The sequence below is a fragment of the Rhodococcus sp. NPDC047139 genome, from assembly GCF_040643435.1.
Lineage (GTDB): Bacteria > Actinomycetota > Actinomycetes > Mycobacteriales > Mycobacteriaceae > Rhodococcus.
In genome coordinates, this window is the sequence record NZ_JBEYUH010000009.1 from 138,495 (window position 1) to 151,777 (window position 13,283).

Annotated in this window: 15 protein-coding genes; 1 reads left to right on the forward strand and 14 read right to left on the reverse strand. The window is 69.2% G+C overall.

Annotation, left to right across the window (positions count from 1 at the left end; genetic code table 11):
- Positions 1 to 7: 7 nt before the first annotated feature.
- The 7 genes from rimI to glmS all read right to left on the reverse strand — a co-directional run bounded on the left by rimI (position 8) and on the right by glmS (position 7,406).
- Positions 8 to 523, reverse strand: coding sequence for a ribosomal protein S18-alanine N-acetyltransferase (rimI, locus tag ABZ789_RS13940; RefSeq protein WP_358424560.1), 516 nt, complete (start codon positions 521 to 523; stop codon positions 8 to 10).
- Positions 520 to 1,188 (reverse strand): tRNA (adenosine(37)-N6)-threonylcarbamoyltransferase complex dimerization subunit type 1 TsaB, encoded by a 669-nt coding sequence (tsaB, locus tag ABZ789_RS13945; protein WP_358424562.1) that lies wholly within the window; start codon positions 1,186 to 1,188, stop codon positions 520 to 522. The genes rimI and tsaB overlap by 4 nt, the downstream gene beginning before the upstream one ends.
- 124 nt (positions 1,189 to 1,312) lie before the next feature.
- Positions 1,313 to 1,771 (reverse strand): tRNA (adenosine(37)-N6)-threonylcarbamoyltransferase complex ATPase subunit type 1 TsaE, encoded by a 459-nt coding sequence (gene tsaE / locus ABZ789_RS13950; protein ID WP_358424564.1) that lies wholly within the window; start codon positions 1,769 to 1,771, stop codon positions 1,313 to 1,315.
- Entirely contained in the window at positions 1,764 to 2,822 is a 1,059-nt protein-coding gene (locus tag ABZ789_RS13955; protein WP_358424566.1) for an alpha/beta hydrolase, read from the reverse strand. The genes tsaE and ABZ789_RS13955 overlap by 8 nt, the downstream gene beginning before the upstream one ends.
- A complete protein-coding gene (alr, locus tag ABZ789_RS13960) occupies positions 2,813 to 4,000 on the reverse strand; it encodes an alanine racemase (RefSeq protein WP_358424568.1) in 1,188 nt (395 codons plus the stop codon). Before alr ends, ABZ789_RS13955 begins: the two co-directional genes overlap by 10 nt.
- 58 nt (positions 4,001 to 4,058) lie before the next feature.
- Complete coding sequence (locus ABZ789_RS13965; protein ID WP_358424570.1) at positions 4,059 to 5,510, reverse strand: NAD(P)H-hydrate epimerase; 1,452 nt, start codon at positions 5,508 to 5,510, stop codon at positions 4,059 to 4,061.
- Positions 5,511 to 5,540: 30 nt separating this feature from the next.
- A complete protein-coding gene (gene glmS, locus ABZ789_RS13970) occupies positions 5,541 to 7,406 on the reverse strand; it encodes a glutamine--fructose-6-phosphate transaminase (isomerizing) (protein WP_358424572.1) in 1,866 nt (621 codons plus the stop codon).
- A 127-nt stretch (positions 7,407 to 7,533) separates the two neighbouring features.
- Here glmS and ABZ789_RS13975 point away from each other — a divergent pair, with 127 nt between their 5' ends.
- Positions 7,534 to 8,382 (forward strand): hypothetical protein, encoded by an 849-nt coding sequence (locus ABZ789_RS13975; protein ID WP_358424574.1) that lies wholly within the window; start codon positions 7,534 to 7,536, stop codon positions 8,380 to 8,382.
- Between the two features lie 41 nt (positions 8,383 to 8,423).
- On the opposite strand, the gene ABZ789_RS13980 is transcribed toward ABZ789_RS13975, so the two are convergent.
- From ABZ789_RS13980 to ABZ789_RS14010, 7 genes are all read right to left on the reverse strand, one after another.
- Positions 8,424 to 9,401, reverse strand: a complete 978-nt coding sequence (locus tag ABZ789_RS13980) for a hypothetical protein (protein ID WP_358424576.1) — start codon at positions 9,399 to 9,401, stop codon at positions 8,424 to 8,426.
- Positions 9,398 to 9,754 carry a type VII secretion target gene (locus ABZ789_RS13985; RefSeq protein WP_358424578.1) on the reverse strand — a complete coding sequence of 119 codons (357 nt, stop codon included), beginning with the start codon at positions 9,752 to 9,754 and terminating at the stop codon, positions 9,398 to 9,400. Before ABZ789_RS13985 ends, ABZ789_RS13980 begins: the two co-directional genes overlap by 4 nt.
- Positions 9,755 to 9,850: 96 nt before the next feature.
- Entirely contained in the window at positions 9,851 to 11,191 is a 1,341-nt protein-coding gene (gene glmM / locus ABZ789_RS13990; protein ID WP_358424580.1) for a phosphoglucosamine mutase, read from the reverse strand.
- Between the two features lie 152 nt (positions 11,192 to 11,343).
- The gene (gene rpsI / locus ABZ789_RS13995; RefSeq protein ID WP_358424582.1) at positions 11,344 to 11,853 is read right to left on the reverse strand and encodes a 30S ribosomal protein S9; all 510 of its coding nucleotides are present in this window, start codon (positions 11,851 to 11,853) and stop codon (positions 11,344 to 11,346) included.
- Positions 11,850 to 12,293: a 50S ribosomal protein L13 gene (gene rplM / locus ABZ789_RS14000; protein ID WP_241386063.1), complete on the reverse strand. Its 444-nt coding sequence runs from the start codon at positions 12,291 to 12,293 to the stop codon at positions 11,850 to 11,852. The genes rpsI and rplM overlap by 4 nt, the downstream gene beginning before the upstream one ends.
- A 245-nt stretch (positions 12,294 to 12,538) precedes the next feature.
- Positions 12,539 to 12,829 (reverse strand): WXG100 family type VII secretion target, encoded by a 291-nt coding sequence (locus ABZ789_RS14005; RefSeq protein WP_358424584.1) that lies wholly within the window; start codon positions 12,827 to 12,829, stop codon positions 12,539 to 12,541.
- Between the two features lie 46 nt (positions 12,830 to 12,875).
- Positions 12,876 to 13,229 (reverse strand): WXG100 family type VII secretion target, encoded by a 354-nt coding sequence (locus ABZ789_RS14010; protein ID WP_358424586.1) that lies wholly within the window; start codon positions 13,227 to 13,229, stop codon positions 12,876 to 12,878.
- Positions 13,230 to 13,283: the final 54 nt, after the last annotated feature.

Sequence of the window (13,283 nt, forward strand, 5' to 3'; positions counted from 1 at the left end):
TTCGTGCTCACGGCGATGACTCCTCTCGCGGATCCGGACGCCGCATCGTGTACGCGTCCGCGCCGCTCGGCTGGTAGTAACGCTTTCTGGTTCCGACGATCTCGAATCCCTCGCGCCGGTACAAGGCGATCGCCGCCTCGTTGTCGGTGCGTACCTCGAGGAATACCGGGCCACCCCACCCGTCGGCCACGGTCAGCAACTCCCCGAGCAGGGCGCCTCCGATCCCGCGCCGCCTTGCCGCCGGGTCCACACCGATGGTGTGCACCTCGGACTCGGGTCCGATCGCCGTACCGAGACGGGCGAGGCCCGCATAACCGATCAGCCGGCCGTGCGCATCGCGCGCCGCGAAGTAGTGATTGTGGGGCGATGCCAACTCCGAGCGGAAGGCGTCCGCACTCCACGGGTCGTCACCGGGGAACAGGATCTGCTCGAGTTCGGCACAGCGCGCCGCGTCCTCGGGCCGCAGTGCATCGATGACGACCGCGTCGTCCGCGGCCCTGTCTCCGTCGGGGATTGTGTTCATGCTCGGCGGCTCGCGGTCTCCACCGCGTCGGGTCGGCGCAGATACAGGGGGACGAGGGGGGCCGGTTCGGCACCCGAGCACAGCGCATCGGCAGCGACACTCACCAGACCTGCGGGCGACGGCGTGCACACGTCCACCACCGGCAGGTCGAACAGCGTGACGTGCGACGGCGAGCCGGCCACACGCGCCGACGGTTCGGCAGAGACATCTGCAGGCTTGCGCACCTCGGGACCCTCGACACGCCGGTCCCCGGAATAGCGCGACCAGTAGACCTCACGGCGTCGGGCATCGGTGACCACGAGGAGATCACCGTCCACACCGTGGAGTCGACGCACGTCCGCGGCGATCGCGTCGAGGGTGCACACGCCGTGTACGGGGATTCCGAGCGCATCGCCGAACGCAGCGGCTGTGGCCATACCGACCCGGAGGCCCGTGAAAGGACCGGGTCCGACGCCGACGACGATCGCGTCGAGATCCGAGGGTTCCGCGCCGGCTTCGGCGAGGCATTCGAGGATCTGCGGTGTGAGGACCTCGGCGTGGGCGCGCGGATTGTCGGTCACGCGAGCGGACACCACCTCGGGCAGGGAATTGTCACGACCGCGGTCGAGACGGACGACGCCCGAGGTCACGGCGGGGGTGGCGGTATCGACGGCGAGCACGAGCACGATGTACCAGCCTACCCCGCACGCAATTCTCAACCGATGTGCAGTGACCCAACGCACGGGGGACCCAACGCACGGGGACCCAACGCGCGGGGGCGCAACCCCGGACAGGCGGGTTGCCGGATGGTCAGCCCACCCACTCCCAGGCGGCACGCCGGATGTCGGTGCCGGGATCCCTCCGGAGCCGGACCCGCAGATGCCGCTCGGCGAGCTGTTCGACGAGACCCCCGCCCCATTCCACCACCACGACGGTGTCGGTCAGATCGGTGTCGAGGTCGAGGGCGTCGAGTTCGTCGAGCGCGTCCGGACCGTCACCGAGACGATAGGCGTCGACGTGGACGAGTCCCACCGGTTCGCGACCCTCCGGAGTACCGGGCCGGTGTTCGCGTGCAATGACGAAGGTCGGCGACGTCACGCGGCCGCGGACCCCGAGACCGGCAGCGATTCCACGGGTCAGGGCGGTCTTGCCGGCGCCGAGAGGCCCGTCGAGAACCACCAGGTCACCGGCCCGCAGATCGTCCGCGAGGCGGCGGCCGAATGCCTCGGTGTCCTCCACGGTCGGCAGTTCGACGGTCTGCTCACCCAATTGCGATCTGCCTTCCGGATACTCCGCTGGTGAAACTGCGCTGGATCAGCCGATCGAGGGCGCGGTCCACGACCTCGGGGAACTCCAGCTGAACGAGATGCCCGGCACCGCGCACCCGTTTGAGTTCGACGTCGGGCAAGTCCTTTGCGAGTGCCTCCGAGCTCGCGTACGGGATCACCATGTCGGCGTCACCCGAGAGCACCAGCACGGGGACTGTCCCCAGGACCGGAAGCGCCGCGGACTCGTCGTGCAGTTCGAGCGTGCGAAGGAAGTTGACGATCGTCAGCACCGACGTCTCGTCGAGCATCCGGTCGGACAACTGCACCAGCCGGGGGCTCACCACCGTGCTGTAGGAGGCCGCACGCAGGATCGGCGTGACGATGGCGCGGGCTGCGCCCCGCGCGAACTGCACGAAGCTCGGAGCAGTACGTGCTGCGTAGCGGAAGGCGTCGAGCACCGGATTCTCGAGGTTGCGTCCGATGCCCGTCTTGCTGAGACCCGCCGCCGTGGTCGCGAGCAGTCCCACACCCACGATGCGTTCGCCGAACAACTCCGGCCGTTGCGAGGCGAGGGCGATCGTGGTCATGCCACCCATCGAGTGACCCACCACGACCACCGGCCCGCTGGGCGCCACCTCCTCGATCACCCGCCCCAGATCCCGGCCGAGCTGGGCGATCGTGCAGGACGAGGAGCTGGAGAAACCTGATTCCCCGTGGCCGCGCTGGTCGTAGAAGACCGCACGCACGTCGCGCCCCCACCTCTCGCGCAGATGCCGGTACTGAAGGTGCCAGGACTGCATCCGCAGACAGTAACCGTGGACGAAGACGACGGTGAGCGGAGCCGCGGAAGGTCCGCTCTCGCGCACCATGAGCGGGACACCGTCCTCGGTGGTCACGATCCGACTCGGGAGACGGAGGATCTCGTCGAAGTCCTCATCCTGATAGATCTCGTGGGCAGGCGCTCCGGCAGTCTTGACGGCATACAGTCCCGCCGACGATGCGAGCGTCGCAAGACTCGTTCCCAGCAGTCCCATCCTGCTCACTAGGGACATGGCGCCACGCTCCCTTCGTCCCCGACATATGTCCGGACCACCCGTCCGCCGATCCCGGTCACGATCTCGTAGTTGATCGTATCCAGCTTGTCGGCCCAATCCTGAGCCCCCGGTTCACCGTGTCGCCCGTCACCGAAGAACAACGCCTCGTCGCCTTCGTCTACTCCCGCACCATCCGCGCCGAGGTCGACGACGACCTGATCCATGCACACCCGGCCGACCTGCGGGCACCGGCGTCCGCCGATCTGAACTTCGATACGCCCGCTGAGATTGCGCCGGATACCGTCTGCATAGCCCATGGGCAGCAGTGCCACCGTCGTGTCCGCAGGAGCGGTCCAGGTATGCCCGTAGGACACCCCGGCTCCCGCTCGAACCTTCTTCACCAGCACCACCCTCGTCCGCACGGTCATCACCGGCCGGAAGCCCATGTCCCCGCGTTCCGGAATCGGCGTCAGTCCGTACATCGCAATTCCGGGACGAACCATGTCGAATCGCAGGTCAGGACGTGTGACGGTGGCAGCGGAATTCGCCAGGTGCACGACCTCCGGCGCCAGGGAATGCCGCCGCAGCTCCGCGACGGCCTCGGTCAGGCGGTCGCGCTGCTCGGTGTTGCAGGGATGCTCGGGCTCGTCCCCGTGCGCGAGGTGCGAGAACGCGCCGCGCAGCCGCACCACACCTTCGGCCCGAGCGCGGCCGAGCGCGCGCAGCATCTCGTCCCACTCGTCGACAGCCACACCGTTCCGGTTCAGACCGGTGTCGATCTTGATCGTCACCGTCGCAGGCTCACCCACCTGCCGGGCTGCGGCGACGATCGCCGCGAGGTGCCGCGGCGAAGACACACCGAGTTCGACGCCGGCCTCGATCGCGGGCCCGAAATCCGCATCCGCGGTGTGCAGCCAGGACAGGATCGGTGACTCGATACCCGCAGCGCGCAGTTCCAGCGCCTCGTCGAGGGTCGTCACCCCCAGTTCCCGCGCACCTGCGGCGAGCGCTGCACGCGCGACCGGCACGGCTCCGTGGTTGTAGGCGTCGGCCTTGACCACGGCCATCACCGCAGCGGGACCCGCGTGCTCCCGAAGAGCCCGCACGTTCTCACCCACGGCGTCGAGGTCTATGACCGCTTCGGCTTGAGGGTGAACGGTGCGGGCGGGTCGAGGTCGGCGTTGGGTCGTGGTCACGTCTGTCGATCCTGCCACTGCACCCGCGGGCGCCGCCGTCGCGTCCCCGTGTGCCACGTCACGATCCGGCAATATGAGTGCGCAGCAGGCGAATCGCGTCGCCGATATGGGACAGGATCCCGCTCGCCGAGACCGGTGCCGCTGCGGGAGAGGTCGACCCGTGGGCCGCGAGATTCGCGGCGAGCGCATGTGCACGCGCCCCGGCCGCTGCGGCCAGATCCACCGGCATTCCCGATGACAGCAAGGAACCGATGATCCCGGCCAGCACGTCACCCGCACCGGCCGTCGACGCCCACGACCCACCCGCATCGTTGACGAAGACATAGCCGTCCGGGCGGGCCACGAGCGTCGCACGGCCCTTGAGCAGCACATGCACACCCCAATCGGCCGCGAGAGCACGTACCGCCGCCGCTCTGTCCGGTTCGGGTCGCCGCCCGGTCAGACGTGCGAACTCCCCCGCGTGCGGAGTGAGCAGTGTGGGCGCGGACCGCCCTTGCACGAGGCCGGGCTCCCGAGCGACGAGCGTGAGTCCGTCCGCATCCACCAGCACCGGGAGGTCGGTGGCGAGGATGTCGCGCAGTGTCGCGCATGCCACATCGTCGGTACCGGCGCCCGGGCCCACGACCCACGCCTGCACCCGGCCGGTCTCGGCCACCGAAGCCGACGTCACGACCTCGGGGAAACGGGCGAGCACTTCGGGGGCACCGGAGCCGATATACCGGACCATGCCCGAGGTGGCGGCCACGGCAGCTCCCGTGCACAGCACGCCGGCGCCGGGATATCTCGCGCTTCCGGCGCGGATGCCCACCACGCCCTGGCTGTACTTGTCGTCATCCGCACCCGGCACCGGCCAGATGGCGCCGATCTCGGCCGGTTCGGCCGCAACCAGCCGCGCTTCGGGGAGAACGAGCCCGATGTCGACGAGTTCGACCCGCCCACAACTCGCCGGGGCGAGAGCGTGCACGGGTTTGTACGCCCCGAAGGTGACGGTCACCGCAGCCGTCACCGCCGGTCCGTCGATCGCACCCGTGTCGGGGTCGACACCGCTGGGTGTGTCGACAGCGACGATCGGCGCGGAGATCGCCTCGACCAGGTCCGCCGCGAGCGGGCGCAGCGGACCTCGCCCGGAGATGCCCACGATCCCGTCCAGTACGAGGTCGGGATCGCCGAGGTGGTCGCGCGTTGCCGGTACGACTCTCCCACCGGCGCGCCGAAGTGCTCGCACACCGGCGGGGTGCGCCCGGTCGGGTTCGAGCAGAAGCGCCGTGACATCCACCCCACGGCGGCGCAGGAAGGCTCCCGCCCACAGGGCGTCGCCACCGTTGTCACCCGACCCGACGAGCAGACTCACCCGGCGCCCGACGAGACCACCGGTGCGTTCCCGCAACTCGGTGGCGACGATCCGCGCGAGTCCGTAGGCCGCTCGCCGCATGAGCGTTCCTTCGGGGAGGGACGCCAGCAGCGGGGCCTCCGCCGCGCGGACCACCTCGACGGGGTGACAACTGCGCATCGTCCCTCCTGCAGACGGCGGCCGGGGCCGCTATTCCACGGTGACCGACTTGGCGAGGTTACGGGGCTTGTCGACGTCGTAGCCGCGGGCCTGCGCGACCTCCGCAGCGAAGACCTGCAACGGCACCGTCGAGAGCAACGGTTGCAGCAGCGAGGGCGAGGAGGGGATCTCGATGAGGTGATCGGCGAAGGGACGGACCGTCTCGTCACCCTCCTCGGCGATGACGACGGTGACCGCGCCGCGAGCCTGGATCTCGCGGATGTTGCTCAGCAGTTTGCTGTGCAGCACGGCGCGACCCTTCGGCGAGGGCATGACCACGATGACCGGCAGCCCGTCCTCGATCAGCGCGATGGGGCCGTGCTTGAGCTCACCGGCTGCGAAGCCCTCGGCGTGCATGTACGCCAGTTCCTTGAGCTTGAGTGCGCCTTCCAGCGCCACCGGGTACCCCACATGCCGGCCCAGGAACAGCACCGCCGGCGACGCCGACAGTTCCCGCGCCAGCGCCCGCACCGGGTCCATCCCCGTCAGCAGCTCGGCGATCTTCTCCGGCATCGCCGCCAGATCGTTGTACTCGCGGGCCACCTCGTCCGGATACTTCGTGCCGCGGGCCTGCGCCAATGCCAGACCCACCAGAAGGTTCGCGGCCATCTGCGCCAGGAACGCCTTCGTCGACGCCACCCCGATCTCCGGACCGGTGCGGGTGTAGAGCACCGCATCGGCCTCCCGCGGGATCTGCGCGCCGTTGGTGTTGCACACCGCCAGTACTCGGGCCTTCTGGTCCTTGGCGTGCCGCACCGCCTCGAGCGTGTCGGCGGTCTCCCCCGACTGCGAGATCGCCACCACCAGCGTCGACCGGTCGAGCACGGGATCGCGGTAGCGGAATTCCGAGGCCAGCTCGACCTCCACGGGCAGCCGCGTCCAGTGTTCGATCGCGTACTTGGCCACCAGACCCGAGTGATACGAGCTTCCGCAGGCGACGACGAACACCTTGTCGATGTCGCGCAGTTCCTGATCCGACAGGCGCTGCTCGTCGAGCACGATGCACCCGTCGACGAAATGGCCGCGCAGGGTGTCGGCGACCGCCGCCGGCTGCTCCTCGATCTCCTTGAGCATGAAGTAGTCGTGGCCACCCTTCTCGGCGGCAGCGAGATCCCAGTCGATGGTGAACGGGCGCGTGACCACATCCGTGTTGCCCTCGAAGTCGCTGACCTCGTAGGAATCCTTCGTGATCACCACGACCTGGTCCTGACCGAGCTCGACCGCATCCCGGGTGAACTCGATGAACGCCGCGACATCCGAGGCGACGAACATCTCCCCGTCGCCGACCCCGACGACCAGCGGGGTCGACCGGCGCGCCGCCACGATCGTGTCCGGATGGTCGGCGTGCGCGAAGACCAGCGTGAATGCACCTTGCAGGCGGCGCAACACACTGCGGACACTGTCCACGAAGTCCCCTGCGGTCGGCCCCTCCTCGTAGGCGCGGGCGACCAGGTGCACCGCGACCTCGGTGTCGGTATCGCTGGCCAGCTCCACACCCGATTTCTCGAGTTCCGCCCGCAGCGGCGCGAAGTTCTCGATGATGCCGTTGTGCACCACCGCCACCTTGCCGGTCGCGTCGCGGTGCGGATGCGCGTTGCGGTCGGTGGGACGACCGTGGGTGGCCCAGCGAGTGTGCCCCATCCCCGTGGTACCGGCGAAGTGCTCCTCACCGATCTCGTCGAGTTCGGCCTCCAGGTTGGCCAGCCGTCCCGCCTTCCGCTCGACGGCCTGAGAACCCTGTCCGTCCGCAATGGCGATCCCCGCCGAGTCGTAACCCCGGTACTCCATCCGTCGCAGCGCCTCCACCACGACGTCGAGAGCACGGCGGTGCCCGACATACCCCACGATTCCGCACATGACTAGCAGGGTACTGGTCGACCCCCGTCCGGGAACAACACACCGGTGAGGCCTGCGCCGGCACGGAGGCACGCCCGTCCGGTACACGCCACCACGGGCGGCGGCACCATCCGCTAACGTTCACGCCGTGGCGGCGAACCCCAAGAAACTGGCTCAGGAACTCTCTCGGCGCGGCCCTCATACGGTACTGCGCGGCGATCTGGCGCTCGCCGGTCAACCCGGTGTCGTGTACACCCCCGCGGAGGGTTTCGACCTGCCTGCGGTCGCGTTCGGGCACGGCTGGCTCACCGGGGTCGCCAAGTACACGAAATTGTTCGAGCATCTTGCGTCCTGGGGAATCGTGGTGGGGGCGCCGAACACCGAGCGAGGGCCGATGCCGTCGGCGGTCGGGTTGTCGACCGATCTGCTCACCACTCTCGACATCTGCACCGGTGTACGTCTGGGCACCGGGCGGATCAGTGTGCATCCCTCGAAGCTCGCGCTGGTGGGCCACGGCTCGGGTGCGGGCGCGGCGGTTCTCGCCGCCGCGCGCCGCGAGGTCGCGGCGGTCGCTCCGCTCTATCCCTCGCCCGTCTCTCCTGCCGCATCCGAGGCAGCCGCCCGCCTGCGGGCGCCCGGTCTCGTCCTCGTGGGCGAGAAGAGCATCGGTTCGCTGACGAGCGACGCGGTCGCGGTGGCGCAGGCGTGGGGCAGCGACGACCTGCAGCTCCGAGTCGTCGACAAGGCCGACGACGCAGGACTCGCCGAAGGCCGCCGGCTGCTCGGCGCCCTCGGCGTGGGCGGCGCCGAGCGCCGCACGCAGGAACGCACCCGGGCGCTGCTCACCGGGTTTCTGCTGCACCGCCTGACCGGGGACAAGACCTATGCGATGTTCTCCGATCCCACCACCGAACTGCCCGGCTCCACGGTGATCTCCGATCCCGAGACCATCGACCGCGATTTCGGCACGCAGGTCAATCTGCTCCTCGGACGCTGAGCTTCCTTCGAGCTCCGGGTCTCGTCGTCCGAGGGGCCGCGTCACAATGGCCCGGCTTCGGCGAGCACCACGCCGTCACCGCTCTCCTCGTGCTCCTCCCGCGCGTCGTTCCCGGAATCCGCAACGGGTCCGGCTGCGTGCTCTCGTTTCCTTTCGGCGGACCGGGAAGCGGGAAGCGGCGCTGCGGCGCCGTGATCGCTTCGTTCCGAGGTCGCCGGCCCGTCCTGCGGAGGTCGCTCCTCGCGCAGCGGCTCGGCCGAAAGACCGGTGCTCGCCCCGGCCCCGGACACGCCGACAGCCGCCTCTGCACTCTCGACGGCGCGTCCGGTCTCCTTCGTCAGGTCGGTCAGCGCTTCCGCGACCCGCCGACCTGCCTCCTCACACGCCCGGAACAGATCGTCGAGCGTGCCCAGAACGGTCGGAACCAGTCGCTCCGCGACCCATCTCCGGCACTGCACGGCGGGGTCGGTCGCCTCGCCGAACCAACGCGCCGCTTCCTCCGGGGTCGGTCCGTGCGGTCCGCCCCTCGCTCCCTCGACAATCGTGGCGATCTCGTCCGTTGTGCGTCCGTCCACCGTCACATCCGCGAGATCGCCTGTCACGCGAGCCTTTTCACGTAAGGCGCCGGCGATATCGGTAGCGGCCTTCTCCAAGGCGGCCGCAAGATCTCTCAGCGACGTGCACAGCCCGGCACCGGAGGTGATCGTGGCAGCCAGATCTGCGCGCGCACCCTCACCGGCCGATCCGTCCCACGCCTCGTCGAGTCGCAGCAGGAGACGACGCTGGTCGTCGACCCGACGGCCCATCGTTTGCGCGAGCCCGCGCGAGACGGCCGCGTCGTCGGTGAGGGCGGACAGAGACAACGCACGGTGCTCGTCATAGCGTGCGCGCACGTCGGCGACGGTGATGCCGCTCGCATATCCGAGAGCGTGCAGGAGCGGTAGATGCTCGGTGAGACGAACCAATCCGGCGGTGCCCTCGTCGAGGATGCTGCTCGCCTCGCCCGGAGGGATTCTCACAGCTGCCCGGATCGCCGATCGTCGGGGTCGGACAGCGCCGCCTCAGCCGAGAGCGCCGCTGCGGTTTCGTGATCCTGCCGCCGATAGCGGTCGGCAGCGACCTGCAGTGCATCCGCGTGCGCCTGCGTCGCCGCGACCCACGCCTCGCACGCGGCGCGCAATCGGCGGTATCCGGCCTCGACGGTGGCACCGGTCGATTCGTGCGCCGATCCGGCGCCGGACCCGTCGAAGTCGAGACCGCCGAAGGCGCGGCGGATCTCGGCGTCGGAGTCCTCCGCGGACTCCGACAGACGTGCCGCGACCGTGCACACCTCGTCGCCGTCGAACCGGATCGTGCCGTGTGGTGCTTCCATGTCCGTTCCCCCCGTCCCGATGAACCCTTCTCGATGGGTTAGGACGCAGTGACCGGTGGTCCGGTTCCGTCCGGCCGGAAACGAAGGGGCCGGAAATTACACGGCGGCGACGACGTCCGCGAGACGGGCGGCGACCGCGCGAGCGTGATCGTCGTCGGCGGCCTCGACCATGACCCGCACGAGTTGTTCGGTGCCCGAAGGGCGCAGCAGTACCCGGCCGGTCTCCCCCAGCTCGCTCTCGGCGTCGGCGACCGCGGCCGCCACCGCCGGATCTTTCGCAACGGCGGCCTTGTCGTGGACCGGAACGTTCACGAGCACCTGCGGAAGTGAAGTCATCACGGAGGCGAGTTTCGCGAGCGGAAGCCCCGTCGTCGCGAGCCGCTCCATCAATCGGAGACCGGTGAGCACACCGTCGCCGGTCGTGCCGTGTGCCGGGAGGACGATGTGGCCCGACTGCTCGCCGCCGAGGCCGTAACCACCGCGCCGGAGTTCCTCGAGCACGTAGCGGTCGCCCACGCCGACGGTGCGCACCGCGATCCCGGCGGCACGCATCGCGAGGTGCAGGCCGAGATTGCTCATCACCGTGGCGACGAGGGTGTTCTGGGGAAGTTCACCGGCTTCCCGCATGCTCAGGGCGAGAATCGCCATGATCGCGTCACCGTCGACCACCGCGCCGGTCGCGTCGACGGCGAGACAGCGGTCGGCGTCGCCGTCGTGCGCGATGCCGAGGTCGGCTCCGTGCTCGACCACGGCCTGCCGCAGCACCGACAGGTGCGTGGACCCGCAACCGTCGTTGATGTTCAGGCCGTCCGGTTCGGCGCTGATCGCGATCACCGTCGCGCCTGCGGCAGCGTAGGCGGCAGGCGCGGCCTGCGAGGCGGCGCCGTGCGCACAATCGACCACCACGGTCGTTCCGGTGAGAGGGTGTTTCACGGCCGTCGCGAGGTGCGCCAGATAGCGATCGAGCGCGTCCAACACGGCGCGTACCCGGCCGATACCCGCGCCGGTCGGGCGCGCAGCCGGCTCGGCGTCGCCGTGCAGCACCGCTTCGATCCGATCCTCGGCCTCGTCGTCGAGCTTGTGCCCGCCGGCCGCGAAGATCTTGATGCCGTTGTCCGGCATGGGATTGTGCGACGCGGAGATCATCACTCCGAGGTCGGCGTCGTAGTCACCCGTGAGATAGGCGACCGCCGGGGTGGGCAGCACACCGACCGAGAGCACGTCGACGCCGGCTGCGGTGAGCCCGGCTGTCACGGCCGCCTCGAGCATCTCCCCGCTCGCGCGCGGATCGCGACCCACGACCGCGACCGCTCGCCGCCCGGCACCCTGTGGGGCGAGGACCGCTGCTGCGGCACCCGCGAGGCGCATCGCCAGTTCCGGTGTGAGCTCGGCATTCGCCAAGCCCCGCACTCCGTCGGTGCCGAACAACCGACCCATCTACACAGCCTCCCAGTCGTGTGCGGCCCCCGCCGCGAGTGTCGATAGAGGACGAGATGCACGAAAGCAGGCGCCGGTAGGAGATGTCTACCGACGCCTGCTCTCGTGGTGGAACAGGTGCCGACTCTGATGGAATCAGCGTCGGCGGCATATCAGCGCTTGGAGTACTGCGATGCCTTGCGGGCCTTCTTCAGGCCGTACTTCTTACGCTCGACAGCACGCGGGTCACGCGTGAGGAAGCCGGCACGCTTGAGCGCGGGACGGTCCTCGGGGGTGACCTCGGTGAGGGCACGCGCGATGGCGAGACGCAGCGCGCCGGCCTGACCGGACGGGCCGCCGCCGTGCAGGCGTGCGTGGATGTCGAACGACTCGGTCCGCTCGACGGTCACCAGGGGCGACTTCACGAGCTGCTGGTGCACCTTGTTCGGGAAGTAATCCTCGATGGTGCGGCCGTTGAGCGTGAAGTTGCCGGTGCCGGGCACGAGGCGGACGCGGACGACGGCCTCCTTACGGCGACCGACGGTCTGGACCGGACGGTCGAACACGACAGGAGCGGCGGCAGGTGCCTCGACGACGTCCTCGACGTACTCGTCCGCAGCGACCTCGACGTTCTCGACGTACTCTTCGGGGTTCGTCACGTTCTGTTCCTCGGGCGTCGTCACTGTGCCACCTGCTTGATCTCGAACGGCACCGGCTGCTGCGCGGCGTGGGGGTGGTTCGGGCCCGCGTAGACCTTCAGCTTCTTCGCGATGGCGCGACCGAGCTTGTTCTTCGGGAGCATGCCGGTGACGGCCTTCTCCACGAGGCGGTCGGGGTTCTTGTCGAGAACCTCGCCGACCGAACGAGCCCGCAGACCGCCCGGGTGCCCGGAGTGGCTGTAGAGGAACTTGTCGGTCCGCTTGTTGCCGGAGACGGCAACCTTGTCGGCGTTGATGATGACGACGAAGTCACCACCGTCGACATGCGGCGCGAATGTGGGCTTGTGCTTGCCGCGGAGCAGGTTGGCCGCCTGCACCGCGAGGCGGCCGAGCACCACGTCGGTGGCGTCGATGACGTGCCACTGATGGGTCACGTCGCCGGCCTTCGGTGTGTACGTAGACACAGATCTTCCTCGTCTATCGTTTCGCTGCTGGCCTGCATGCCGCCGATGGTCACGCCCGGCGGCCAGTTGAGACCCGGGAGAGATGTCCGTCGCGCCACAGGGCACGACGGCGTGCGACACGCCGAGTGGATACTCTACCGGCCGGACGCCGGAAGGGTCAAAGCGACCCCACGCCCCCACCCGGAGACGCACCACGTCCCGGCGGCCTCTCCACCACCGGGACGTGACGGCACCGGATCCGGATCTCAGCCCGGGAAGCGCTGCTGATTCAGCCTCTCGACCTCCTGCATGTTGTCGTTGCCGGTCGACACGACACGACCGATGTCGTGCAGCACCTGAAGGAGGCCGGCCTCGGCCTCGTTCCAGCGGGCCTGCGTGGCGGCATATCGGTTCTTCGCCTCGCTGTCCCAGCCGGCGACGAGGGGCGCCACCTGCCCCTCGATGCGGTCGAGGGTGGCCTCGATCGCTTTCTGGCCGGCGACGAGCTGGGCGTGCAGGTCGGCGACACCGGCGAAGTTCTGGTAGATCTCGGACACGGATCGTTCTCCCTTGTTCTCGGATGTGTGCCGGGGAAACCGGCGATCAGGTGAACGAGCCGTTGAGCACCGAACCGGAATCGGGGTCGATCGACGACAGAGACCGGGCGTGGTGCTCCTCGGCTGCGGCGTACGACCGCCCGCTGGTACGTACCGCCTCGGCGAGCTCGTCCAGCGCGGTCGACAGCTTGGTGTGGTTGACGTTCCAGCGCTCCATGATTCCGGCGAACTGTTCCGCGGAACGACTTCGCCAGACCGACGGGGCGGACTGCACCACACCCGTCAGGCGCCCGAGGATCGCGTCGAGTTCGGCGCGGGATTCCTGAAGTTGTCCCGCGACGACCTCCATCGTCGCCACGTCGGTGGTGAGGTGACCGGAACTACCGGTGGGTTGGGTCAACGGCGTACTCCTTCGTTCGTCCGTGGCTCACCCGGCTCGCCCGCGAGCCGGTCT